18 protein-coding genes and 1 pseudogene are annotated in these 25,056 nt (G+C 68.9%); 13 read left to right on the top strand and 6 right to left on the bottom strand.

Annotated elements, in window-relative coordinates; translation table 11 throughout:
• Positions 1-2: 2 nt before the first annotated feature.
• The gene (locus tag A5780_RS36015) at positions 3-1,199 is read left to right on the top strand and encodes a hypothetical protein (RefSeq protein WP_064911256.1); all 1,197 of its coding nucleotides are present in this window, start codon (positions 3-5) and stop codon (positions 1,197-1,199) included.
• 85 nt (positions 1,200-1,284) lie between these two features.
• The gene (locus tag A5780_RS36010; protein WP_064911255.1) at positions 1,285-2,460 is read left to right on the top strand and encodes a PLP-dependent aminotransferase family protein; all 1,176 of its coding nucleotides are present in this window, start codon (positions 1,285-1,287) and stop codon (positions 2,458-2,460) included.
• Between the two features lie 325 nt (positions 2,461-2,785).
• On the opposite strand, the gene glpK is transcribed toward A5780_RS36010, so the two are convergent.
• The gene (gene glpK / locus A5780_RS36005; protein WP_064911254.1) at positions 2,786-4,285 is read right to left on the bottom strand and encodes a glycerol kinase GlpK; all 1,500 of its coding nucleotides are present in this window, start codon (positions 4,283-4,285) and stop codon (positions 2,786-2,788) included.
• Positions 4,286-4,417: 132 nt separating this feature from the next.
• Between glpK and A5780_RS36000 the strand changes: the two genes are divergently transcribed.
• Positions 4,418-6,166, top strand: coding sequence for a glycerol-3-phosphate dehydrogenase/oxidase (locus A5780_RS36000; protein ID WP_064911253.1), 1,749 nt, complete (start codon positions 4,418-4,420; stop codon positions 6,164-6,166).
• Positions 6,167-6,169: 3 nt separating this feature from the next.
• Here A5780_RS36000 and A5780_RS40490 read toward each other — a convergent pair whose 3' ends face one another.
• The 3 genes from A5780_RS40490 to A5780_RS42340 all read right to left on the bottom strand — a co-directional run bounded on the left by A5780_RS40490 (position 6,170) and on the right by A5780_RS42340 (position 12,248).
• A complete protein-coding gene (locus A5780_RS40490; protein WP_156511422.1) occupies positions 6,170-6,343 on the bottom strand; it encodes a hypothetical protein in 174 nt (57 codons plus the stop codon).
• 119 nt (positions 6,344-6,462) lie between these two features.
• Positions 6,463-7,269, bottom strand: a complete 807-nt coding sequence (locus A5780_RS35995) for a DNA-formamidopyrimidine glycosylase family protein (RefSeq protein ID WP_063015932.1) — start codon at positions 7,267-7,269, stop codon at positions 6,463-6,465.
• Positions 7,270-7,310: 41 nt separating this feature from the next.
• Entirely contained in the window at positions 7,311-12,248 is a 4,938-nt protein-coding gene (locus A5780_RS42340) for a DEAD/DEAH box helicase (protein ID WP_082976917.1), read from the bottom strand.
• A gap of 268 nt (positions 12,249-12,516) precedes the next feature.
• On the opposite strand from A5780_RS42340, the gene A5780_RS35980 reads away from it, so the two are divergent.
• The 3 genes and pseudogenes from A5780_RS35980 to A5780_RS35970 all read left to right on the top strand — a co-directional run bounded on the left by A5780_RS35980 (position 12,517) and on the right by A5780_RS35970 (position 14,764).
• Positions 12,517-12,888 (top strand): VOC family protein, encoded by a 372-nt coding sequence (locus A5780_RS35980; RefSeq protein ID WP_063015969.1) that lies wholly within the window; start codon positions 12,517-12,519, stop codon positions 12,886-12,888.
• An 81-nt stretch (positions 12,889-12,969) separates the two neighbouring features.
• Positions 12,970-13,916 (top strand): annotated as a pseudogene (locus A5780_RS35975) (patatin-like phospholipase family protein).
• Positions 13,913-14,764, top strand: a complete 852-nt coding sequence (locus A5780_RS35970) for an SDR family NAD(P)-dependent oxidoreductase (protein ID WP_064911252.1) — start codon at positions 13,913-13,915, stop codon at positions 14,762-14,764. The pseudogene A5780_RS35975 and the gene A5780_RS35970 overlap by 4 nt, the downstream one beginning before the upstream one ends.
• A gap of 4 nt (positions 14,765-14,768) precedes the next feature.
• Here the strand turns inward: A5780_RS35970 and A5780_RS35965 are convergent, their stop codons facing one another.
• Complete coding sequence (locus A5780_RS35965; protein ID WP_064911251.1) at positions 14,769-16,298, bottom strand: aldehyde dehydrogenase family protein; 1,530 nt, start codon at positions 16,296-16,298, stop codon at positions 14,769-14,771.
• A 98-nt stretch (positions 16,299-16,396) separates the two neighbouring features.
• Here A5780_RS35965 and A5780_RS35960 point away from each other — a divergent pair, with 98 nt between their 5' ends.
• The 5 genes from A5780_RS35960 (at position 16,397) to A5780_RS35940 (ending at position 21,334) form a co-directional block, all read left to right on the top strand.
• Positions 16,397-16,849 carry an Lrp/AsnC family transcriptional regulator gene (locus A5780_RS35960; protein ID WP_030513603.1) on the top strand — a complete coding sequence of 151 codons (453 nt, stop codon included), beginning with the start codon at positions 16,397-16,399 and terminating at the stop codon, positions 16,847-16,849.
• 64 nt (positions 16,850-16,913) lie between these two features.
• Positions 16,914-18,278: an L-lysine 6-transaminase gene (gene lat, locus A5780_RS35955; protein ID WP_064911272.1), complete on the top strand. Its 1,365-nt coding sequence runs from the start codon at positions 16,914-16,916 to the stop codon at positions 18,276-18,278.
• Between the two features lie 146 nt (positions 18,279-18,424).
• Positions 18,425-20,065 carry an acyl-CoA carboxylase subunit beta gene (locus A5780_RS35950; protein WP_064911250.1) on the top strand — a complete coding sequence of 547 codons (1,641 nt, stop codon included), beginning with the start codon at positions 18,425-18,427 and terminating at the stop codon, positions 20,063-20,065.
• Between the two features lie 206 nt (positions 20,066-20,271).
• Positions 20,272-20,607, top strand: coding sequence for an acyl-CoA carboxylase subunit epsilon (locus tag A5780_RS35945; protein ID WP_030513606.1), 336 nt, complete (start codon positions 20,272-20,274; stop codon positions 20,605-20,607).
• A 1-nt stretch (position 20,608) separates the two neighbouring features.
• Positions 20,609-21,334 carry a nucleoside triphosphate pyrophosphatase gene (locus tag A5780_RS35940; RefSeq protein ID WP_063015939.1) on the top strand — a complete coding sequence of 242 codons (726 nt, stop codon included), beginning with the start codon at positions 20,609-20,611 and terminating at the stop codon, positions 21,332-21,334.
• On the opposite strand, the gene A5780_RS35935 is transcribed toward A5780_RS35940, so the two are convergent.
• A complete protein-coding gene (locus A5780_RS35935; protein ID WP_063015940.1) occupies positions 21,242-22,033 on the bottom strand; it encodes a metalloregulator ArsR/SmtB family transcription factor in 792 nt (263 codons plus the stop codon). The genes A5780_RS35940 and A5780_RS35935 overlap by 93 nt on opposite strands.
• Positions 22,034-22,191: 158 nt before the next feature.
• Here A5780_RS35935 and A5780_RS35930 point away from each other — a divergent pair, with 158 nt between their 5' ends.
• Together A5780_RS35930 and A5780_RS35925 are read left to right on the top strand one after the other, a co-directional pair.
• Complete coding sequence (locus tag A5780_RS35930) at positions 22,192-23,121, top strand: sulfurtransferase (RefSeq protein WP_064911249.1); 930 nt, start codon at positions 22,192-22,194, stop codon at positions 23,119-23,121.
• Between the two features lie 121 nt (positions 23,122-23,242).
• The gene (locus tag A5780_RS35925) at positions 23,243-25,045 is read left to right on the top strand and encodes an acetyl/propionyl/methylcrotonyl-CoA carboxylase subunit alpha (RefSeq protein WP_063015942.1); all 1,803 of its coding nucleotides are present in this window, start codon (positions 23,243-23,245) and stop codon (positions 25,043-25,045) included.
• The last annotated feature ends 11 nt before the right edge of the window (positions 25,046-25,056 follow it).

Below are 25,056 nucleotides of genomic sequence, written 5' to 3'. Positions count from 1 at the left end.
TGATGGCCTCCGGCGACGATCAGGGCCGGGACGAAGGCGAGTCGGAATTCGGCCCGCCGGTTTCCGGATTCGGACCACCGCTGAACGATTTCGGGCCGCCGACGGGTGAAACGGGTGCAGTCGGCTGGGCGCCGGTCGGAGAACCGGAGCGTCCCACACTGGGCTGGCAGCCCGCCGACACTCCCGCGACGCCGTCCGTACCGCCACCGCCCGCGCAGTACCGCGCGCCGGATTCGACCGCGGCGCCCGAAACCGTTCGCCACCCGGCACCGGAGACGCCACGCGCGCCCGAAACCGTGCGGACGCCCGCGCCGGAAACCATGCGGACGCCCGCGCCGGAAACCATGCGGACGCCCGCGCCCGAAACCCGCCGCGTTCCCGAGCCGCCGCACGGCACGGACGCGGCACGCGCCCCGGAGACGGTGCGCTACCCCGACGCCGGCGGTGCCGACGCGGACCGCGGAACCTGGTGGCGCGCAGACGATTCCGGCTTCCCACCCACCCCGCCGCGGGAAACCACGGGCTCGCTGTGGGACGACGACGAACTGGCGAAGAAGCTCACGGTGCCGCGCGGTGGCGCCGAGCAGAAATCGGGTTCGGGCTCGCTGTGGGACGACGACGAGCTGGCCAAGAAGCTCGCGCCCTCGCGGCCGGTGCCCGGACCGGAACCCGCCGAGGCCGGCCGCAACAAGACGGTCCTGATCGGCAGCATCGGCGCGGCGGTCGTGCTGATCGTGGCGTTGATCGTGGTTGTCGTCTTCGCCACGAGCGGTGGTGGCGACAAGTCCGACAATGCGCAGGCCGGTGGTGCGACCAATGCGGCCGACGGCACCGGCTGCCAGGCCCGCACCGAGGGCAATCTGGTCTACGGCAACGGACCCGGCGACACCTCGAGCGGTGCGAACGCAATCTTCGGCTACCAGCACGCGTATTACACCGATCGCAATGCCGAGAAGGCGCACACCTTCATCGCTCCTGGGGCGAACGTGCAGGCCCCGCCGGACCTGCAGAAGACCATCGACGAGCACATCCCGAAGGGCACGACGTACTGCCTGCGGATCGCGACGACCGCGCCCAACCAGTTCAACGTCGAGGTCTCGGAGTTCCACCCCGACGGTACGAAGTCGTTGTATCTGGAGGTCATCACGACCGTGAATCAGGGAGGCCGGAACCTCATCCAACTGATCCAATCGTTCTAAATCTCACAATATGAGAATTTGAGTTCATATTGTGGATGTCGCTGTGCGAAAGTGGAGGTACCACCCTTTTCGCTCGGAGGTCTCCATGTCGCCGCATACTCCACCCCTGTCCCGTCGGCTGGGCGGTCTGCAGAGTTCGGCGATTCGGGATCTGCTCAAGCTGACCTCCCGGCCGGACATAGTCAGCCTGGCCGGGGGCCTGCCCGACGAACAGCTGATGCCGCGCGATGCCATCGCCCGCGCCGCGGAGTCGGCGCTGGCCGACCCGTCCCGGTTGCAGTACACCGAGTCCGCGGGTTGGGGGCCGCTGCGTGAGGTGCTCGCCTCGCGGGAGTCGGTGCGACTCGGCCGGCCGGTGCCGGTGGAGGAGATCTTCGTCACGCACGGTTCGCAGCAGGCTCTCTCGCTGCTGGGTGAGGTCCTGCTGGATCCGGGCGCTCTCGTGGTGGTCGAGGATCCGGCCTACGTCGGTGCGTTGCAGGTGTTCCGCGCGGCGGGGGCGCGGATCGTGGCGATTCCGCTGGATTCCGACGGTATGCGTGTCGACGCTCTGGCCGAACTGCTCGAGCGCGGCGAGCGTCCGGCGCTGGTGCATACGGTGAGCAATTTCCACAACCCGCGGGGTGTGACGCTGATCCCGCAGCGTCGTCGCGAACTGGCGGCGCTGGCCGAACGCTACGGCTTCTGGGTGGTCGAGGACGATCCGTACGGCGAGCTCTGGTTCGATCGCCCCGCGCCGCAGGCCGTTGCCTCCTACTCGCCCAACGTGATCCGGCTGTCGAGCGCCTCGAAGATCCTGGCGCCGACACTGCGGGTGGGCTGGATGATCGCCCCGAACGCGGTGTGCCGTGGCGTGGAATTGCTGAAGCAGGGCGCCGATCTCTGCGGTTCGGCGCTCACCCAGCAGATCGCCGCGGACCTGCTGGCCGACGAGCCGTGGCTGGGCGCCCACCTGGACAAGGTGCGCGGCATCTACGGCGAGCGTGCCACCGCCCTGGTGAACGCGGTTCGCACCCGTTTCGGCGACCGGGTGGTGAGCACCGACGCCGCCGGCGGCATGTTCGTGTGGCTCGACTTCACCGACGGCACCGATACCGTCGAACTGCTTCCGCGCGCGATCGACCACGGCGTGGCCTACGTCCCGGGCTCCGCCTTCGCGGTCTCGCAGCCCTACCGCGGCTCGATGCGCCTGTGTTTCACCACGTCGGATGCGGCGACGTTGGAGCATGCGGTCGACCGGCTCTTCGCCGCCGCAGAGTGATCCGTTACCTCGATTACCCACTAGCGCAATAATTTTCGCAATTGCGCAGTAGTTGATCTTGCCGTTACGATCCATGTGGACTCAAGGGAGGGAGAATGTGATGTCCGCAAAGGTTGTTTTCGGGGTAGCGATTGTCGTGTCACTCATCGGGTTCGCGCCGAGCGTGGCAGCGGCAAGTGGTCCTTGTCAGCCAGGTGTATCGACAAACTGCACGTCGACACCGCCGCCGCCGCAGTGTCAGCCTGGAGTGTCGACGAGATGCCCGCGGTGACTGGTAGTGCGTCACGGTAGCGTCGACGGTCAATGACACTACGGGTGGGCTGGCTTAATCAGCCCACCCGTAGGTGCGTTCGACGGCCTTGTTCCACTCGGCGTAGAGGCGTTCGCGGTCGGTGTCGGACATGGTCGGCTGCCATACCTTGTCCTCGGACCAGTTGGCGCGGATGTCGTCGGTTCCGGACCAGTAACCGACGGCCAATCCGGCCGCGTAGGCGGCGCCGAGCGCGGTTGTCTCGGTGATCACCGGCCGCACCACCGGCACATCCAGGATGTCGGCCTGGAATTGCATGAGCAGTTCGTTGGCCACCATGCCGCCGTCGACCTTGAGAGTCGTCAGTTCGACGCCGAGATTCTCCGCCTCGGCGTCGGCGCGCATCGCGTCGATCACCTCGCGGGTCTGAAATGCGGTGGCCTCCAGGACCGCTCGGGCCAGATGCGCCTTCGTGACGAAACGGGTGAGTCCGCTGATCACGCCGCGCGCGTCCGGCCGCCACCGCGGTGCGAACAGACCCGAGAAGGCGGGCACGATGTAGGTGCCGCCGTTGTCGTCGACACTGCGGGCCAGCGGTTCGATCTCGGCCGCGGATTCGACGATGCCGAGGTTGTCGCGCAACCACTGCACCAGGGATCCGGTCACCGCGATGGACCCCTCCAGCGCGTACACCGCGGGCTGGTCGCCGAGCCGGTAGCAGACCGTGGTCAGCAGGCCGTGCTTGCTGAATACCGGAGTGGTACCGGTGTTGAGCAGCATGAAATTGCCGGTTCCGTAGGTGTTCTTGGCCTCGCCCGGCGACAGGCACGCCTGCCCGAAGGTCGCGGCCTGCTGATCGCCCAGGATGCCGGCCACCGGAACCCCGGCGAGCGGTCCGGCGGAGATCTCCGCATACACCTCCGAGGAGCTGTGGATCTGCGGCAGCATCGAGACGGGGATGCCTAACTCCGCGCAGATCTGCGAATCCCATTGCAACGTCTCGAGATTCATCAGCATCGTGCGGGAGGCGTTGGTGACGTCGGTGAGATGACGGCCGGTCAGCTTCCACAGGATCCAGCTGTCCATGGTGCCGAAGCACAAATCCCCGGCCTCCGCGCGGGCGCGCACCCCCTCGACGTTGTCGAGGATCCAGCGCAGCTTGGGCCCGGCGAAATACGTGCTCAGCGGCAGTCCGGTCCGGTCGGCGTAGCGCGCGGGACCGACGTCGCCGGCCAGCTCGTCGCACAGCGCCGCGGTGCGGGTGTCCTGCCAGACGATGGCGTTGGCCACCGGCTTCCCGGTGGCGCGCTCCCAGACCAGGGTGGTTTCGCGCTGGTTGGTGACGCCCACCGCGGCGATGTCCCCGGCGCCGATCCCGGCGTCCTCCAGGGCGGCGCCGATCACGAATTCGGTGTTGCGCCAGATGGTTTCGGCATCGTGCTCGACCCAGCCCGGCCGTGGGAACAACTGCTCGTGCTCACGCTGCCCGAGGCCGGCGATGCGGCCGGAGCGGTCGAACACGATGCACCGGCTCGAGGTTGTCCCCTGATCGATGGCGGCCACGAAGCGTCGCATCCGTGCAGGCTACTAAACCTCGCACGCGCCGCGCATCACATCGCCGCGGGCCCGGCGGTGGACTAGGGTAGTAGCGATTACCGACGGGTAACGCAGGACGATCCCACCGAACAGTGCGGAGGAAGTCGAGCGATGAACGAGAAATCACACGGTCAGCACACCGGAGAACTGGGGCCCGAGCAGCGGGAGGCCAGCTGGGAAAGCTTGGGCGCCAAGCATTTCGACGTCATCGTAGTCGGTGGCGGGGTCGTCGGCGCGGGCGTCGCCCTCGATGCCGCCACGCGGGGCCTGGAAGTGGCCCTGGTGGAGGCGCGCGATCTGGCCTCGGGCACGTCGAGCCGTTCGTCGAAGATGTTCCACGGCGGCCTGCGCTACCTCGAGCAACTGGAATTCGGGCTGGTCCGGGAGGCGCTGCGGGAACGTGAGCTCAGCCTGAAGACACTGGCCCCGCATCTGGTGAAACCGCTGCGGTTCCTCTACCCGCTGACCAACCGCGGCTGGGAGCGGCCCTACGTCGCCTCGGGACTCGTGCTCTACGACACCATGGGTGGCGCGAAATCCGTTCCGGGACAACATCATGTGACCCGGTCCGGCGCGCTGCGGCTGGCGCCGGGGGTGCGCCGGGACGCGCTGATCGGCGGGGTCACCTACTACGACACCGTGGTCGACGACGCCCGCCACACCATGACGGTGGCCCGGACCGCCGCCCACTACGGCGCGGTGATCCGCACATCGACGCAGGTCGTGGACTTCCTGCGGGAGGCCGACCGGGTGGTCGGAGTGAAGGTGCGCGACAGCGAGGACGGGCGCACCACCGAGGTCCGCGGACATGTCGTGATCAACGCGACGGGCGTGTGGACCGACGAATTGCAGGCGCTGTCGCATGTACGCGGCCGATTCCATGTGCGCGCGTCCAAGGGTGTGCACATCGTGGTCCCGCGCGATCGGATCGCCAGCGACGCCGCGCTGATTCTGCGCACCAAGACCTCGGTGCTGTTCGTGATTCCGTGGGGCAGCAATCACTGGATCATCGGCACCACCGATACCGACTGGAATCTGGACCTGGCCCATCCGGCCGCCACCAAGGCCGATATCGACTATCTGCTCGAACGGATCAACGAGGTGCTCGTCACCCCGCTCACCCACGCCGATATCCAGGGTGTGTACGCGGGGCTGCGGCCGCTGCTGGCCGGGGAGAGCGACGAGACGTCCAAGCTGTCGCGCGAGCACGCGGTGGCGCAGATCGCGCCCGGTCTGGTCGCCATCGCGGGCGGCAAGTACACCACCTACCGGGTGATGGCCTACGACGCGGTGGATATCGCCGTTCACGACATTCCGCAGCGGGTGTCGTCCTCGATCACCGACAAGGTGCCGCTGCTCGGCGCCGACGGTTACTTCGCCCTGCTCAACCAGACGCCGCAGCTGGCGCAGACCTACGGTGTGCACCCATACCGGATCGAACATCTGCTCAACCGCTACGGCGCCCTGATCACCGACGTACTCGATCTGGCCGAGGGCAAACCCGAACTGCTGCAGCCGATTACGGACGCGCCCAGCTACCTGCGGGTGGAGGCGGTGTACGCGGCGGCCGCCGAGGGGGCGCTGCATCTGGACGACATCCTGGCCCGGCGCACCCGGATCTCCATCGAGTTCTCCCACCGCGGCACCGAATGCGCCGACGAGGTGGCGCGGCTGGTGGCGCCGGTGCTGGGCTGGGACGAGGAGCAGATCCGGCGCGAGGTCGGGACGTACAACGCCCGGGTCGACGCCGAGATACGGTCGCAGACCCAGCCCGACGACGTCTCGGCCGACGCCCTGCGCGCCGCCGCACCGGAACCTCGTCCGGAGATTCTGGAACCGGTGCCGCTTCCGCAGGGATAGCGGTCAGGGCGCGGTCGACGTGGGCGCCGAGGTGTGACCGGAATGCACGGGGCCCGTACTCGGCGAGTGCTGCAGGGCATAGGTGAACAGCACGGTGGCCGCGATGGCGATGGCGGTGATCATCAGCTGGGTGACGAGCCGTGTGCTACGACGCATCGCGGTGCTCGCATATGCCATCTGCCCTGCTTCCCGACCGGTGACGATCTGTGTCGCCCTTATGTCGCGCTCACGCTCCGAAACGTTAGCGGCCGAAAGAAATATAGCTATCGATCGGCAAACATTGTGCTTCGTCCCGGTCAGCGGCGAGCCCGGCGTGCGGCCCTCGGTTCCGGCGTCTCGGGTGCGGGCTGACAGCGAGGGCAGAAGTAGATGCCGCGTTCGGTGGCGGTGGCGGAGGCGGCATCCGGTCCGAACATGCGGACGAGAATCATCGATCCGCAGCGCCGGCAGGGTTGGCGCTGCCGGCCGTAGACCACCGCGGGCCGGGGTGGATGGTGGGCCGCTCGCTCGAGGATGCGGTGCGCGGCGTCGACGAGTCCGGGGAGATCGGGTACGGCTGCGACCGGAGTGGCCGGGTGGATCCGCTCGGCGAAACAGATCTCACTGCGGAAGATGTTGCCGACTCCGGCCATGACGGTCTGGTCCAGCAGCGCGAGCCCGATCGGCCGCTCCGGGTCCGCGCGCAGCCGGCGGACCGCCTCGGCCGCATCCCAATTCGGGCCCAGGAGATCCGGGCCGAGATGATCGATGGCGGTGTGCTCGTCGGCGAGCGGGAGCACCTCGACCAGGCCGAGGGAGAAGCCGACGGCTTCGGTGTCGTCGGTGGCGAGAATTAGGCGCGCGGTGAATCCGGGTTTGGTCCACCGCTGGCCGGGGCGGTAGACCCGCCAGGTGCCCTCCATCTTGAGATGGGTGTGGATGCTGACCTTTTCGGTGCGCACGAACAGGTGTTTGCCGTAGCTGCCGACGCTGTCGACCCGGCTGCCGCGCAGATCGAGCGTGGCATAGCGCGGGACACGAAAGTCACTGCGAGTCAGCGTCTTTCCCGCCAGCGCGGTTCGCAGCCGGGCCGCCGCGAGGTAGACGGTATCTCCTTCCGGCATCGCCGTTCACCCCCTGTGTCGCCCGAGGATGCGCGCCGGTCTCATGCTGTGCTCCGGAGCCGGAAGCCCCGGGGAGTGGTGTGGAAGCCGGCGTCGGTGAGGAATGTGGCGAAGGTGTTGCCGTGCACCGATTCCCCGTCGACGCGTTCGACGACCAGTGAGTCGATCCGGCGGTCGTGGACCAGAGCCGCCAACGCGGCCGCGGCCTCGGTCCGGATCTCGGGGTCCTCGGTGAAGGTGAGCAGAGTCTTACCACCGCGTTCCAGGTACAGTGCCAGCTCGCCCGCGACCAGGACGACCAGGGCTCCCGCCTTACGGCCCGGACGGTGTCCGGCTCCCTCACCCGCGTTCTTCGGCCACGGCAGTGCGGCGCCGTACGGATTGGCCGGATCGCAGGCGGCGAGCGCGACCGTGCCGCCCCGGCCGATGTCGCCGCCCACCCGGTCGGAATCGTAGGAACGCAGCCGATCCACCACGTCGGTGGTGGAGAACTGCGCCCCGCCGAGAGTATCGACGAAATAACCGCGCCGGCAGCGCCCGCGATCCTCGAATTCGGTGAGCACCCGGTACATGAGCGCGAAGCCGCCCGGAATCTCCTCGTTCTGCACCGAACCCCGGGTCAGCACCCCGTAGCGTTCCAGCAGGAGATCGGCGGTGGCGTGGGCACGAATGATGTTGTCCGGCAGGCGCTGTGGCAGCAGCGACCATCGACCGGCCACCGCGGGCGGGCCGGTTCGGGTCGGCATGGCCGGTCGCGGCAGGTACATGCGGCCGCGCGGGGTTCGTCGCGGGGTGCGGTGGGCGGTGGTGCTGCGGGTTGTGCCGGACAGTCGCGCCCGGACCGGGGCGAAGGTGTCGCCGGACAGATACCCCGCCCACACCAGCTCCCACAGTGCCGCCGCCACGGCCGCATCGTCGAGCACCCCGGTGGCGTCGGACAGTTGCCGGAAGAAGTAGGCGCCGCCCGCCACCGCAACGATCCGGTTGCCGCCGAACGCAGCCGGTTCGGTGGCGGCCGCGTCGTCGCCATCGCCATCGAGCGCGATCGCGTCGCCGGTCGCCACCGTCAGCTCCGCGCCCAACGCCGTCAGCAGGCGCACCTGGACATCGGTGAAGTCGATCTCCTGCGGCGGCGCCAGCGTGACCGGTGCCTGATCCGCCGGATGCAGGGCGATCCAGCCGTCCTTCGCGGTGATGGCGCCGTGGCCGGACCAGAGCACCTCACCGGAGGCGGTGAGTTCGTCGAGCATCGCCGGTGTGTAGTCACGGACCCGCGACGGCAGAATGAGCGACTCCCACGCCGAGGCCGGAATCGGCACGCCCGCAAGCTGTTCCACCACCGTCGCGACACCGTCCACGCCGCGCAGTGTCGAAGTGCCGATATGCTGCCACGCCGGCAGGAACCGGCCGAACGCGCCCGTGGATACCGGCTCGACCTCCTTGCGCGCCGCGGCCAGCGAACGGCGGCGCAGCCGGCGCAACACCTGCGCGTCACACCATTCCGCACCGGCCGAGCCCGGCGTGAATTCACCTTCCACCACCCGCTTCTCGGCCCCGAGGTGGTGCAGGGCGGTGGCGGCGACGGCCGGTCCGATTCCGAAGCGCCGGGCGACGGCGTCGAGGGTGAACGGGGCGTGGGTGCGGGCGTAGCGCCCGATCAGATCACCCAGGGGATCGGCGACCGGTTCGATGAAGGCCGCCGGGGTGCCGATCGGCAGGGGGACGCCCAGGGCATCGCGCAACCGGGCGGCGTCCTCGATCGCCGTCCACCACCGCGATCCCGCGAACGACACCTCGAGAACGCGCCGGGCCCGCAGCAATTCGGCGAACCACGGGTTCGGGTCGGCGGTGCAGCGCGCGGCCGCCTCGGCCGGGGTGAGTGGGCCGAGCAGTCGCAGCAGGTCGGCGAGCCCTTCCGCGTCGCGGGCGTGGCGCTCGGGGGTCAGCCGCTGCAGTTCGCGTTCGGTCAGTTCGAGGACCGCGGCGTCGAGGAGTTCGCGCAGTTCCACCCGCCCCAGCAGTTCGGCGAGCAGACTCGAATCCAGCGACAGCGCGGCCGCGCGACGCTCGGCCAGCGGGCTGTCGCCCTCGTACATGAACTGGCCGATGTAGTCGAACAGCAACGCGTTGGCGAACGGTGACGGGGCGGCGGTCTCCACCTCGACCAGGCGCAGTTTGCGCCGCGCCACATTCGTCAGCAGATCCCGCAGGGCGGGCAGGTCGTAGACGTCGCGCAGGCATTCGCGCACCGTTTCCAGCAGGATCGGGAAGTCGGGGAATTTCCTTGCCACATCGAGCAATTGGGCGGCGCGCTGGCGCTGCTGCCACAGCGGCGCGCGGCGGCCGGGATCCCGGCGCGGCAACAGCAGCGCTCGCGCCGCGCATTCGCGGAAGCGGGAGGCGAACAGCGCCGATCCGCCCACCTGCTCGGTCACCACGTCGTCGATCTCGTCCGGTTCGAAGACGAACAGTTCCGCGCCCGGTGGATCGTCGGTGGTGTCGGGCAGCCGGACCACGATGCCGTCGTCGGAGGCGGTCGGTGCGGCATCGACCCCGAACCGCTCCCGCAACCGCGCGCCCACCGCGAGCGCCCACGGCGCGTGCACCGGTAGACCGTAGGGCGAGTGCAGGATCAGCCGCCAATCCCCGAGTTCGTCGCGAAAGCGTTCGACCAGCAGCGTGCGATCGGTCGGCAGATGGCCGGTGGCCTGCCGCTGCTCGGCCAGCAGTGAGACCAGATTCGCCGTCGCGAAATCGTCCAGGCCGGCGGCGTGGACGAGTTGTTCGAGTTCGACCAGTTCGCCGCCCTTCGCGGCGGTCTTACCCGCCTTGGAGGCCGAGGCTCCCGCGCGGGAGGGCGTGCGTCGCGTGGCGCCGTTTCCGCTGGGGTCCGCGGACGATCGGCGTTGCCGCGCAGGACTTTCCGCACGCGCCGCCGGGGACTGCGGCTGCTCGTCGCCGAACGAATCGGCGCCGTTCCCCGCGGCCCGGCGCGCGGACTGCTGCCGTCCGCGGCCGCGCGTCGCCGGCCCGGAGTCGAGTGCTTCGCCGTCGAGCGCCGCATCGGACCCACCCGCGTCTCGCACGAGTTCCGCGATCCGCCCGGCCGGTGCGTGTTCGACCGCCTGACCGGCTGTGCGGATGAATTCGCCCAGGGCCGCGCCCAATTCGGCCGGACGCCCGAGGGAATCGCCGTGCCAGAAGGGGAGTCGGCCCGGCAGGCCGAACGCGGGGGAGACGAGGACCCGGTCGTGGGTGATGTCCTCGATGCGCCAGCTGGTCGCGCCGAGGGCGAACACATCGCCCACGCGCGATTCGTAGACCATCTCCTCGTCGAGTTCGCCTACCCGCGAAGCCTTTTCGCCGACCATGAACACCGGGAACAGGCCACGGTCGGGAATCGCGCCGCCGGAGGTGACCGCGAGGCGCTGAGCGCCGGGACGCCCGGTCAGAGTGCCCGCATCGCGATCCCACACCAGGCGCGGACGCAGCTCGGCGAATTCGTCGGAGGGATATCGACCCGACAGCAGGTCCAGCACCGATTCGTACGCCGAGCGCGGCAGCGCGGCGAAACTTCCTGTCCCCCTGACCGTTTCGAACCACTCGTCGACATCGATCGGTTCCAGTGCGCAGGCGGCCACGGTCTGCTGGGCGAGGATGTCGAGGGGATGGGCGGGGATCTTCAACTCCTCGATCTGTCCCGCCGTCATCCGCATCGACGCCACGGCGCAGTGGATCACATCGGTGCGGTGTTTGGGGAAGATCACCCCGCGCGAGATCTCACCCACCTGATGTCCGGCGCGTCCGACCCGCTGCAGCCCGCCCGCGACCGACGGCGGCGCCTCGACCTGCACCACCAGATCCACCGCACCCATATCGATACCGAGCTCGAGGCTGCTGGTCGCCACCACACACCGCAACCGGCCGCTCTTGAGATCGTCTTCGATGATGGCGCGCTGTTCCTTGCTCACCGAGCCGTGATGGGCCCGGGCCAGCAGCGGCGCCGCCCCGTGATTGACCTCGGTCGGCGACCCGAGCTGGGCGGGCGGCGCGTGCTCGCGGCGTCCCGCGACCTCCTCCGCCTCGTCGGGTTCGGCGATCCGCTCGGCGTATTCCTCGTTCAGCCGCGCCGTCAGGCGTTCGGCCAGCCGCCGCGAATTCGCGAACACGATCGACGAGCGGTGCGCCAGCACCAGATCCACGATCGCGGCATCCACATGCGGCCAGATCGAGCCCGGCTGATCGGATTCGTCCGGCTCGGTCATATCCGCCACCGGCACCCGCACCGACAGGTCGAACGTCTTCGGCGCCGGCGGCGACACGATCGTGATCGGCGCCGAGCCGACCAGAAAGCGCCCCACCTCCTCCGGCGGACGAACGGTCGCCGACAACCCGATGCGCTGGGCGGGCCGCTCGGTGAGCTGGTCGAGCCGGGCCAGCGACAGTGCCAGATGCGCCCCCCGCTTGGAACCGGCGATCGCGTGGACCTCGTCCACGATCACGGTGCCGACCTGCGACAACGTCTCGCGGGCCGCCGAGGTGAGCATCAGGTACAGCGATTCCGGGGTGGTGATCAGGATGTCGGGCGGCTTGCGCTGCAGGGTCCGCCGATCGGCCGGGGTGGTATCGCCCGACCGCACGCCGACGCTGATCTCCGGGGCGGGCATACCGAGCCGCGCGGCCGTGCGGGTGATGCCCACCAGGGGTGCGCGCAGATTGCGCTCGACGTCGACCGCGAGGGCCTTGAGCGGGGAGATATAGAGCACGGCGGTGCGCTGCGGGCCGTCCGTGGGTTCGCGGGTGGCGAGCCGGTCGATCGCCCACAGGAAGGCCGACAGAGTCTTACCGGACCCGGTCGGCGCGATCACCAGGGTGTGTTCTCCCGCGGAGATCGCCTCCCAGGCTCCCAGCTGGGCGGTCGTGGGCGCGGGGAACGCACCGTCGAACCACTCCTGGGTCGGCCGGGAGAACTGCTGCATGGGTTCAGTGTGCACCCGGGCACCGACATCGAGACCCGGCGGCGAAGTCCCTCGGGCGCATTTCCGGGCTCGAGCTCGGCGGACGGGGTCGCCGACGCGGACGGATCGGCGCCGGTCCACGGCTCGTCCCGATAGGCTGGCCGCGACCGCGGTGGCTACCGACGATGGGACCGACATGAGCGAGCGTCCCGACACTGTGACCCAGATTCCGGCCGACCCCGCACAGGTGACGAACGACCCCGCCGACCCGCCGGTCCCGCCCGGCACGATGCTGCTCGAATTGGTGCCGGTTCCGGTGCGCGATATCGACCGGGGAATCGAGTTCTATCGCGATAGGCTCGGCTTCCATCTCGATGTGGACGTGGCTCCGGCACCGGGCGTGCGGATCGCGCAGCTGACTCCACCCGGTTCCGCCTGTTCGATCCTGCTGTCCGAAGGCGTCCCCACCGCGGACGGCGCGGTCGGCTCCCTGCGCGGATTGCATCTTGTCGTGGCCGATATCGAGGCAGCGCGCGCGGAACTCGTCGCGCGGGGCGTCGCGGTGGGCGCGATCGCCGATGTCGGCGGTGGTGTGCTGTACGCCCATTTCGCCGACCCCGACGGCAATACCTGGAGTCTGCAGTACATGCCCTGGCGGTAGCCGGGGCCGTTCATTGCCGAACGGTTGCGATCGGCCGATCGGGCCGCGCATCGTGGCCCTCGCCCGCTAGTGTTTGAGACTATGCGTAACAGTAACGGGTTACAGCGGCGTGGCCTGGCGATCGGATGCGGCGGCACGGTCGGCGCGGCCTGGATCGTGGCGGCGCTCGCGGCGGTGCGAGATGTCCTGCAGTGGGATCCGCGCGAGGCCGATGCGCTGATCGGCACGTCCGCCGGCGCGGAAATGGTGACGATGCTGGCCTCGGGAGTCTCCGTCGACGATCTGGTGGCGATGCAGCGCGGCACCGTCGCCGATCCGATCCTGGCCCGGCATATGGCCGACGAACCGGGCCGCTTCCCGCCGCTGCCCCGTCCCCGCCTCGGCGCCCCGCGAATGGCCTTGCACGGCAATCGTTCCCGGCAAGCCCTGCTGACCGCGGGCAGCCGGCTGCTGCCGCTCGGCGGCGGCGATGCGAGCTGGCTGCAGCGCCTGGCCACCGATCTGAACCGTGACCGGGACTGGTTCGCCCATCCGGCCGCGTGGCTGGTCGCGATGGACTACGACTCCGGCGAGCGGGTCGCCTTCGGCGCACCGGAGGCGCCGGCCGCGACGATCGGCCAGGCGCTGCGGGCGTCGTGGGCGGTTCCGGGCTGGTTCCCGCCGGTGCCGATCGCCGGTCGGCGGTTCGTCGACGGCGGCGCCGCCTCCACCGCCTCGGTGGATCTGTTGCTGCCGCTGGGCCTGGACGAACTGGTGGTGCTGACACCGATGGCTTCGGCGCGGTCGGTGCCCGCCGCGGACCGGGACACTGGCTGGAGCGTCAGCTCCGCGGGCCGATGAGCGCGCAACTGGAATCGGAGATCGCCGCCGTGCGCGCGGCCGGAACCCGTGTGTTGCGGCTGGCGGTGACCGCGGCCGACCTGGCGGTCATGGGCCCGAACTTCATGGACGGCCGCCGGCGCGGCGAGACCTTCGAGCACAGTCTGCGCAGCACCCGCAGCGCCATGGAACGGAGTGAATTCGCATGAACCTGTTCGGTACCGGCTATCCGCCGATCGACCTGGCCGCAGCCCGCGTTCTCGTCACCGGCGCCGGTCGCGGCATCGGCCGGGCCACGGCGGAGTTGTTCGCGCACAAGGGATCCGACGTGGTCCTCGCCGATGTGGACGCCGCGGCCGCGACCGCCGCGGCGGCCGACATCGGCGCCCGCGCGGTCGAACTCGACGTGCGCGACCGGGAGCAGTGGGACCGGGTCGTCGCCGACCTGGGCCGGATCGACGTCCTGGTGAACAACGCCGGAGTGATGCCCGCGGGCCCGTTCCTCGGCGAACCGGATGCCGTGGGGCACACCACGATCGATGTGAACGTCTGGGGACTCATCCACGGTATGCGCGCCGTCGCGCCGGCGATGATCGACCGCGGCCGCGGTCATATCGTCAACGTCGCCTCGCTGGCCGGAAAAATCCCGCTGCCCGGGCTGGCGGTGTACAACGCGAGCAAGTTCGCCGCCGTCGGACTCTCGGCCGCGACCCGGCTGGAATTCGCCGAATCGGGGGTCAGCGTGAGTTGTGTGCTGCCCTCCGCGGTGCGCACCCGCCTGTCCTCGGGGCTGACCCTGGGCCGCGGGTTGCCCACGGTCGACCCGATCGACGTCGCCGCCGCGATCATCAAGACCTGCCGGACCCGGCGGGCCGAGGTGGCGGTGCCGCAGTATCTCGATCCCGTCGACATCGCGCTGGCGGCCGCCCCCGAATCGGTCGTGCGCATGGTGCGCGGCCTCTTCGACGGCGACCGGGCGCTGCATCCGGGCGATGCGGCGGTACGGGCCGCCTACGAGGACCAGGTCCGCGCCATGGCGCGCGAACCGGAGCGCTGAACGCTCAGCCGAACCGAATGCCTTGTGCCAGCGGCAGTTCGGTGGAGTAGTTGACCGTATTGGTGGCGCGGCGCATATACGCCTTCCAGGAGTCGGAGCCCGATTCGCGTCCGCCGCCGGTCTGCTTCTCACCGCCGAACGCACCGCCGATCTCCGCACCCGAGGTGCCGATGTTCACATTGGCGATGCCGCAGTCGGAGCCGTCGGCGGCCAGGAATCGTTCCGCCTCGCGCTGGTTGCCGGTGAAGATGGCCGACGAAAGCCCCTGTGGCACAGCGTTGTGCAGGGCGATCGCGGAATCCAGATCGTGATAGGTGAGCACGTAGAGAATCGGCGCGAACGTCTCCTCGCGCACGATCGCGGTCTGAGCGGGCATCCGGATGATCGCGGGACGTACATAGTAGGAATCGTCGCCGCCGACCTCGACGCGCTCACCGCCGCAGATCAATTCGCCCCCGTCGGCGAGCGCACGGTCGATCGCCGCCCGCATCGCGGTGTGGGCGCGGCCGTCGATCAGCGGCCCGACCAAGACCGAGTCGTCGAGCGGATTGCCCACGGGCAGTTGGCGATACGCCGCGCTCATCCGATCAAGCAGCGGCCCAGCGACATCCACATGCGCGATGACCCGCCGCAGTGTCGTGCACCGCTGTCCGGCCGTTCCCGCCGCGGCGAACACCACGGCCCGCGTGGTGAGGTCGAGGTCCGCGGACGGGGTGACGATCGCGGCGTTGTTACCGCCGAGCTCGAGCAGGCACCGGCCGAAACGCGCCGCCACCCGCGGTGCCACCGCCTGCCCCATCCGCACCGATCCGGTGGCGCTGACCAGAGCCACCCGTTCGTCGTCGACGAGCTGGGTGCCGACGTCGGCGCCACCCTGGATCAGCTGGTGGATCCGCGGGTCGGCGCCGACGTCGAGGGCCGCGCGCCGCAGCAGCGCATCGCAGGCCAGCGCGGTCAGCGGCGTCGTCTGCGAGGGTTTCCACACCACAGTGTCGCCACAGACCAGGGCGATCGCGGTATTCCACGACCAGACCGCGACCGGGAAGTTGAACGCCGAGATCACCCCGACCACCCCGAGGGGATGCCACGTCTCCATGAGCCGATGCCCGGGTCGTTCGGAAGCCATGGTGCGGCCGTACAGCTGGCGGGACAGGCCGACGGCGAATTCGCAGACGTCGATCATCTCCTGCACCTCGCCGCGCGCCTCGGCGCCGATCTTGCCCGCCTCCAGGGTGACGAGTTCGGCCAGCGCGTCGAGATTGTCGGCCAGTAGTCGTCCCAGCCGCCGCACCACCGCGGCACGCTGCGGTGCGGGCACGGATCGCCACGCCTGAAAAGCGCTGTGCGCCTTGTCGATCGCACAGGTCACGTCGAATGCGGAGGTGGCCGGGACGCGCATCAGCTCACCGCCGGTGATCGGTGTGCGGGCCGGCAGGTCGCCCGAATCGACCGGGTCGACGCCGAGTTCGAGCAGCAGGCGCGCGGCCCGATCGCGCAGTTCGCCGGTGGTGGGCAGAACGGGTGCGGATGTCATCTGCGGCTCCGTTTCCGAAATCGGTTGATGGGGGGGCTTCGCACCGGTGGGAGATCGTTTCCGGCCCCGGCCACCGCCTGCTGGGTTAGCCTTCGCTGATGGCGGATGCACCTGCGAAACCTGTTCTCGACGACATCGATCGGCTCCTGATCCGCGAATTGATGGCCGACGGCCGGGCCACGCTGTCCAATCTCGCCGAGAAGGCCAGTCTGTCGGTATCCGCGGTGCAGTCGCGAGTGCGCCGGCTCGAGGCGCGCGGCGTGATCCGCGGATATTCCGCGAAGGTCGACCCGGAGGCGCTGGGACAACTGCTCTCGGCATTCGTCGCGATCACTCCTCTCGATCCCTCGCAGCCCGACGATGCTCCGGCCCTGCTCCAGCACATCCCCGGCATCGAGGAATGCCATTCGGTGGCGGGGGAGGAGAGCTACATGCTGCTCGTCCGGGTGGCCTCGCCCCGGCATCTCGAACAGTTGCTGCAGGAGATCCGCGCCACCGCCAATGTCCGCACCCGAAGCACCATCATTCTGCAGACATTCTATGACAGGTGAGACCTGATCGTAATTTATACGTTTGCTCGTAGTGAAACCGTAAATATTTTCGTATCCTGTGGGTGTGACCCTCGAACTGGAGCGCCCCGGAACGGCCGACGCGGAGGTCACGAACCCGGCGTCGGTCACCGCCTCGCGCGTACACGACATCCTGTCCGCCCATATGCTCGCCGACGGTTTCGATCTGGTGCTGGACCTGCGCAGATCGCGGGGACTCGACCTGGTCGACGCCCGCGACGGCACCGTCTATCTGGATATGTTCGGCTTCTTCGCCTCCTCCGCGTTGGGGATGAACCATCCGGCGCTGGCGGCGAACGCCCGCTTTCGCGCCGAACTCACCAGGGCGGCGCTGAACAAGCCCAGTAATTCTGATGTCTATACGGTCGCGATGGCGCGCTTCGTCGACACCTTCGCGCGGGTCCTCGGCGATCCGGCGCTGCCGCATCTGTTCTTCATCGACGGCGGTGCGCTAGCGGTCGAGAACGCGCTGAAGGTCGCCTTCGACTGGAAGAGCCGCCACAACGCGATGCACGGCCGCCCGGCCGAACTGGGCACGAAGGTGCTGCATCTGACCGGCGCCTTCCACGGCCGCTCCGGCTACACGCTGTCGCTGACCAATACCGACCCCATCAAGACCGAACGATTCCCGGCCTTCGACTGGCCGCGCATCGAGACCCCCTATCTGCGCCCCGGCATCGACATCGAGGTCGCCGAGCAGCGCGCGCTGGCGCAGGCCTGGGCCGCATTCGCCGAAAATCCGCACGACATCGCGTGTTTCATCGCCGAGCCGATTCAGGGCGAGGGCGGCGATCGGCACATGCGACCGGAATTTCTCCGGCGCATGCAGCAGCTGTGCCACGAGCAGGACGCGCTGTTCATCGTCGACGAGGTGCAGACCGGCGTGGCGATGACCGGGTCGACCTGGGCCTACCAGCAGTTGGGCCTGCGACCGGATGTGGTCGCCTTCGGAAAGAAGACGCAGGTCTGCGGAATCATGGCCGGCGGGCGCGTCGACGAAGTGCCCGACAACGTGTTCGCGGTGAGCTCGCGGCTCAATTCCACCTGGGGCGGCAACCTCGCCGATATGGTGCGGGCCCGCCGCATTCTCGAGGTGATCGAATCCGACGACCTGGCCGCCCGCGCGAAGGAACTCGGCGCGCTACTGCTCGACCGGCTGCGCGCGCTCGCCGACCGGCACGAGCGGCTCACCGATCCGCGCGGTCGCGGGCTGATGTGCGCGGTGACACTGGATTCCGCCGAACTGCGCGATGCCGTCCTCGCGGAACTGCGCGAGCGCGAACGGGTACTGTTCCTCGGAACCGGTGAGCGCGGTATCCGGTTCCGGCCGCCGCTGACGGTCACCGCCGACGAACTCGAGCGGGCGGTGGATGCCCTGGATCGCGTCCTCGCGGGCATGGCCGATCGCTGACGATTCCCAGGCTCGCGCGAGCGTGTCCGGACCGTCGTTGTGGCACTTCACCAGCGCTTTTCTGCTGGCGGGTAGCCAATAAGGGTACTGGTCGGTAGCCCCCACTGGAATTCCGCCGGGCTGCGCCACTGGTTACACTCCGGGGCATGACGAGTGTCCAGAGTCAGCCTTCGCCGGGTTCGGCGGGCGCCACCGATATCCACACCACCGCAGGGAAGCTGGCTGATCTGCGCAATCGGCTGGAAGAGGCCAAGCACCCGATGGGTGAGGGCGCGGTCGAAAAGGTCCACGCCAAGGGCAAGCTGACCGCGCGCGAGCGCATCCTGGCCCTGCTGGACGAGGGTTCGTTCGTGGAGATGGACGCGCTCGCCCGGCACCGCAGCGTCAACTTCGGCCTGGAGAACAACCGTCCGCTCGGCGACGGCGTGGTCACCGGCTACGGCACCATCGACGGCCGCGACGTCTGCATCTTCAGCCAGGACTCGACGGTGTTCGGCGGCAGCCTCGGTGAGGTCTACGGCGAGAAGATCGTCAAGGTCATGGACCTCGCGATCAAGACCGGCCGCCCGTTGATCGGCATCAACGACGGCGCCGGCGCTCGCATCCAGGAGGGCGTGGTCTCGCTCGGCCTCTACGGCGAGATCTTCCACCGCAACATCCAGGCCTCCGGCGTGATCCCGCAGATCTCGCTGATCATGGGCGCCGCGGCGGGTGGGCACGTGTACTCCCCGGCGCTGACCGACTTCGTCGTGATGGTCGACCAGTCCAGCCAGATGTTCATCACCGGCCCGGACGTCATCAAGACCGTCACCGGTGAAGAGGTCACCATGGAGGAGCTGGGCGGCGCCCACACCCATATGGTGAAGTCCGGTACCGCGCACTACGTCGCCTCCGGCGAGCAGGACGCGCTGGACTGGGTGAAGGACCTGCTGAGCTACCTGCCCAGCAACAACCGCGCCGAGGCCCCGCGCTTCCCGGCCAGCGACCCGATCGCCGGCGCGATCGAGGATTCGCTGACCGAGGAGGATCTCGAGCTCGACACCCTGATCCCGGATTCGCCGAACCAGCCCTACGACATGCACGAGGTCATCCGGCGACTGGTCGACGACGACGAGTTCTTCGAGGTGCAGGCCGAACGCGCGATGAACGTCATCGTCGGCTTCGCCCGCATCGACGGCCGCAGCGTGGGTTTCGTGGCCAACCAGCCCACCCAGTTCGCCGGCTGCCTCGACATCGACGCCTCGGAGAAGGCCGCCCGGTTCGTGCGCACCTGCGACGCGTTCAACATTCCGATCATCACGCTGGTCGACGTTCCGGGCTTCCTGCCGGGTACGGGCCAGGAGTACAACGGCATCATCCGCCGCGGGGCGAAGCTGCTCTACGCCTACGGTGAGGCCACTGTGGGCAAAATCACGGTCATCACTCGCAAGGCCTACGGCGGCGCGTACGACGTGATGGGCTCCAAGCACATGGGCGCCGATGTGAACCTGGCGTGGCCCACCGCCCAGATCGCCGTCATGGGCGCTTCGGGCGCGGTCGGCTTCGTCTACCGCAAGAAGCTGCAGCAAGCGGCCGCGGAGGGCGCCGATGTCGACGCCCTGCGCCTCGAGCTGCAGAACGAGTACGAGGACACGTTGGTCAACCCGTACGTGGCGGCCGAGCGCGGTTACGTCGACGCGGTGATTCCGCCCTCGCACACCCGCGGCCAGATCGTCGCGGCGCTCCGCTTGCTCGAGCGAAAGATGGTTACTCTTCCGCCGAAGAAGCACGGCAACATTCCGCTCTGATCCGACGATATGTGCGGTAGCGGAGGCACACTTTCCGGGAGAGTGGCGAGTTCGTACCGCGCACGATTGCCGCATCCGGGTGAAGATGGTAGGAAAAGGCCCTCATTCGATGAGGGCCGCACGAATACCGTTCGCGGCGTGGGTTCGTCCCGCGCCGTGAACGCCGGGCCCTCTCGGTCCGGCACAGAACAGGAGGAGTTGGCGCTGTGACGGCTGTGGCTGACGAAGAGATATTGCGCGCTGCCGAATTGGATTTGGCGGTCGACGAATTCGGTGACGGCGACACCAGGCTCGCATCCGACACCGCTGTCGTCGAGGCCGAGGTCGGCCACGGGCCGGTCATCCGCGTTCTGAAGGGTTCGCCCACCGACGAGGAACTCGCCGCTCTGGTCACCGTGTTCGCCGCCGCGGGCGCGAACGCCGACGCGGCGCCGCAGGATCAGGGCCCGGTGGACAACTGGGGCCGGCCCACCATGATGCACCGCGGTACCTCGCCGTTCTCTCCCTACGCCTTCCCCTATCTGTCGCACATCCGCGGCTGACGTGACGGGATTCGTTCTCGGCTCCGCCTCGCCGGCGCGACTGCAGGTGTTGCGTTCGGCCGGGCTGGATCCCGTGGTCCGAATATCCGAGGTCGACGAGGACGCGGTCGCCGCGGCGCTCCCGCCGGACACACCACCCGCGGGCGTGGTGACCGCTCTCGCCCGAGCCAAGGCCCACACCGTCGCCGCCGCGTTGATCGCCGACGCCGCCGCGTCCGTGGAGGGCCCGGCCGCCCCGGATTCCTATGGCCTAGTGGCCGCGCGGGCCCCGCGCTTGGTCGACGACTGCGTGGTCGTCGGCTGTGACTCGATGCTGCTGGTCGGCGGCGTGCTGCAGGGCAAGCCCCATACCCCGGACGTCGCCCGCGCCCGCTGGGCCGAGATGGCCGGGCGCAGTGCCGATCTGCTCACCGGCCACTGTGTGCTGCGCGTGCGCGACGGCGCGATCGTCGCCGACGCCCAGGACTGCAGCACCACCACCGTGCATTTCGCCGATCCCGGGCCGGCCGAGCTGGATGCCTATATCGCCACCGGCGAGCCGCTGCGGGTGGCCGGTGCGTTCACCCTCGACGGAATGGGCGGCTGGTTCGTCGACCGCATCGACGGTGACCCGTCCAGTGTCATCGGAATCGGCCTACCGCTGCTGCGTCGCCTCCTGGGCGACGTGGGCGTCGGAATTGCGCAACTGTGGTTCCGTGCGCAGCTGCGGGCCGACGCGATTGGCTGACGGCGTCGGTAGTCGCGGTCCGGTCCCGGCCTGATCGGGGATGTGGGCGGGATCCGGGAGCGTGCTCGCCAGTGCCTCCAGATGGATCACGCACAGTTCCGGGCCCACGAACGGGTGCAGCCGGACGTTGACCGCATCGCGTCCGCCGTTGCGGTCCAAGACTTCGCGCATCAGGCCCTGATGCACACCGCAGACCACCTCGGAGTGGGTGCGCGCCAATTCGCGCAGCGGGCAGGCGGTCAGGCGGATGTTGAGCTGGTCGCCGGTTTCGGAGGCGGGATCGCGCTCCGGGGCGAAACCCAATTCGGAGCTCACCGTGACCGCGACATCGCGCGCGTCGTCGAGCGAGGCGATGGGCTGTTCGAGCTGTTCGACCTTGGCGCCCCACGCGCGACCCGCCGTCACGGCCAATTCGGAACGCCGGCGGGGATCACTGCCGAGCTGATCGGCCAGCACCTGCGCGAGATCTTGATAACCGACCGATCGCTGCACCGCCGTGTATCCGATGCGCGGGCGGCCGCGGCCGCGAGGCGGCTGCTGGAATTGGCGGACCAGCGATTCCCGGGTGAGAACATCCAGATGAAAGCGGACGGTGGTGACGTGCTGTCCGGTGATGCGCGCCAGTTCCTGGGCATCGAGAGGCTCGCTGGCGCTGCGTAGGATCGCAAGCAGGCGCCGTCGTGGCCAAGAATCGGACATAGCTCACCCCTCCTCCCATGTGACTTTATCGGACGAAGCTGCGACTTAATCGCGCTTCATCCGATTCGTGATGTGAAACCGACGGCGCACATTGTTCGCACCTACGATCGGTACTGCCCAGCCGCCCATCGTCTACCACGCGTGAAGGATCTTCCACCGTGCCCGTCGCTCCGGACTCTCATCCATCCTTCGGCTCTCATGCATATCCACAACGATTGGTAACCACTGAGTGGCTGTCGGCAAACATCGGTACGCCGGGCCTCGCGATCGTCGAGTCCAACGAGGACATCCTGCTCTATGACATCGGCCATGTGCCAGGGGCGGTCAAGATCGATTGGCGCGCTGAGCTTACCGATCCGCTCACCCGCGACGTGATCGACGGCGCCCGTTTCGCCGAACTCATGCGTGCCAAGGGCATCGCTCGCGAGGACACGGTCGTCGTCTACGGCGACAAGGCCAACGGCACCGCCGCCGCCACCGCGTGGGTCTTCGGCCTGTTCGGGCATCCGGATGTGCGACTGCTCGACGGCGGCCGGGACGCGTGGATCTCCGAGGCTCGCGACACCACCTTCGAGGTGCCCGACGTCGGGCTGGGGGAGTATCCGGTCGTCGAGCGCGACGATCGCAGCGCCCGGGCCTTCCTCGAGGATGTGCGCGCCTGCCTGAACGACGGCGGAACGGGCGCCGGACTGGTCGACGTGCGCGCGGTGGGGGAGTACACGGGCGACGACGACCGCATCCGGGACCGCCCGGAGGAACAGTCACTGCGCGCCGGGCACATTCCGACCGCGATCAACATCCCGTGGACCGCGGCGGTGGGCGGCGACGGCCGATTCCGCAGCCGGTCGGAGCTCGAGGAGATCTACGCGCCGCTGCTCGGCGCCGAGGACACCATCGTCTACTGCCGCATCGGCGAACATTCGGCACACACCTGGTTCGTGCTGACTTCGCTGCTGGGCGTGGCGAATGTGCGTAACTACGACGGCTCCTGGACCGAGTGGAGCAACGCTGTGCGCACGCCGATCGTCAAGGGAAGTGAACCGGGTTCGGCTCCGGCCGCCGTGTCGGCGGCGGCACAGTCGGTCTAGGGTGTTGTTCACGTCACGGGGGTCCGGGCTACTGTTCGGTAGCCCTATCCCTGTTCGGAGTCTGTTGGCACACTGCCTACACTCACCCGAGACGTAAGTTGTCCAAAGCACAGGAGGCTCAGTGCCCAGCCATGCCAGCGCGCAGATCACGAAAGTCCTGATCGCCAATCGGGGCGAGATCGCGGTGCGTGTGATCCGGGCCGCCAAGGATGCCGGTATCGCCAGTGTCGCCGTGTACGCGGAACCGGACGCGGACGCGCCATTCGTCAAATTGGCCGATGAGGCATTCGCGCTCGGGGGGCAGACCTCGGCCGAGTCGTACCTGGTCTTCGACAAGATTCTCGACGCGGCGCGCAAGTCCGGCGCCGACGCGATCCACCCCGGTTACGGCTTCCTGTCCGAGAACGCGGATTTCGCCCAGGCCGTCCTGGACGCCGGGCTGATCTGGATCGGCCCCTCGCCGCAGTCGATTCGCGATCTGGGTGACAAGGTCACCGCTCGCCACATCGCCGAACGCGCGCAGGCTCCGATGGCCGCGGGCACCAAGGATCCGGTGAAGGACGCGAACGAGGTCGTCGAGTTCGCCGAGCAGTACGGCGTCCCGGTGGCCATCAAGGCCGCCTTCGGTGGTGGTGGCCGCGGCATGAAGGTCGCCCACACCATCGAGGAGATTCCCGAGCTGTTCGACTCCGCCACCCGCGAGGCGACCGCCGCCTTCGGCCGTGGCGAGTGCTTCGTCGAGCAGTACCTGGACAAGGCCCGCCACGTCGAGGCCCAGGTGCTGGCCGACAAGCACGGCAACGTCATCGTCGCCGGCACTCGCGACTGCTCGCTGCAGCGCCGGTTCCAGAAGCTGGTCGAGGAGGCGCCCGCGCCGTTCCTGTCCGACGAGGTCCGCGCCAAGATCCACGAGTCCGCCAAGCGGATCTGCAAGGAGGCCGGCTACTACGGCGCCGGCACCGTGGAGTACCTGGTGCAGGGCGAGACCGTGTCGTTCCTCGAGGTCAACACCCGCCTGCAGGTCGAGCACCCCGTCACCGAGGAGACCTCGGGTCTGGACCTGGTGCGCTGGCAGTTCCGCATCGCCAACGGCGAGGAGCTGACCATCACCGAGGACCCGACTCCGCGCGGCCACTCGATCGAATTCCGCATCAACGGTGAGGACGCCGGCCGCGGATTCCTGCCCGCACCGGGCCCGGTCACCGTCTACAAGGAGCCGTCCGGCCCCGGCGTGCGCGTCGATTCCGGCGTGGTCGCGGGCAGCGTGATCGGCGGACAGTTCGACTCGATGCTGGCCAAGCTGATCGTCACCGGCGAGAACCGCACCCAGGCGCTGGAGCGGGCCGCGCGTGCGCTGGCCGAATACGAGATCGAGGGCCTGGCGACGGTGCTGCCCTTCGACCGCCACATCGTGACCAACCCGGCGTTCGTCGGTGACGGCACCAAGTTCGACGTCTACACCAAGTGGATCGAGAACGAGTGGGAAAACACCATCGAGCCCTACACCGGTGGCCGGCCCATCGAGGACGAGGACGAGGGTGCGCGCCAGACGGTGGTCGTCGAGGTCGGCGGCCGTCGCCTCGAGGTGTCGCTGCCGGGCCAGTTCAGCGTGGGCGCGGGCGCGGCCGGCGCCGCGGGCAACGGGGCGGGCGTGATCCGCAAGAAGCCCAAGCCGCGCAAGCGTGGCGGCGCGGGCGCCTCGGCCGCCTCCGGTGACGCCGTCACCGCGCCGATGCAGGGCACCGTGGTCAAGGTGGCCGTCGAAGAGGGCCAGTCGGTCGAGGCCGGCGACCTGATCGCCGTGCTCGAGGCCATGAAGATGGAGAACCCGGTCAACGCGCACAAGTCCGGTGTAGTCACCGGTCTGGCCGTCGAGGCCGGCGCCGCCATCACCCAGGGCACCGTGCTCGCCGAAATCAAGTAGGCAGCAAGCGA

Source organism: Nocardia sp. 852002-20019_SCH5090214 (assembly GCF_001665865.1).
In the GTDB taxonomy this organism is placed as follows: domain Bacteria; phylum Actinomycetota; class Actinomycetes; order Mycobacteriales; family Mycobacteriaceae; genus Nocardia; species Nocardia nova.
The sequence above is the reverse complement of the archived record's forward strand: the minus strand, read 5'-3'. Positions and strand labels throughout refer to the sequence as shown.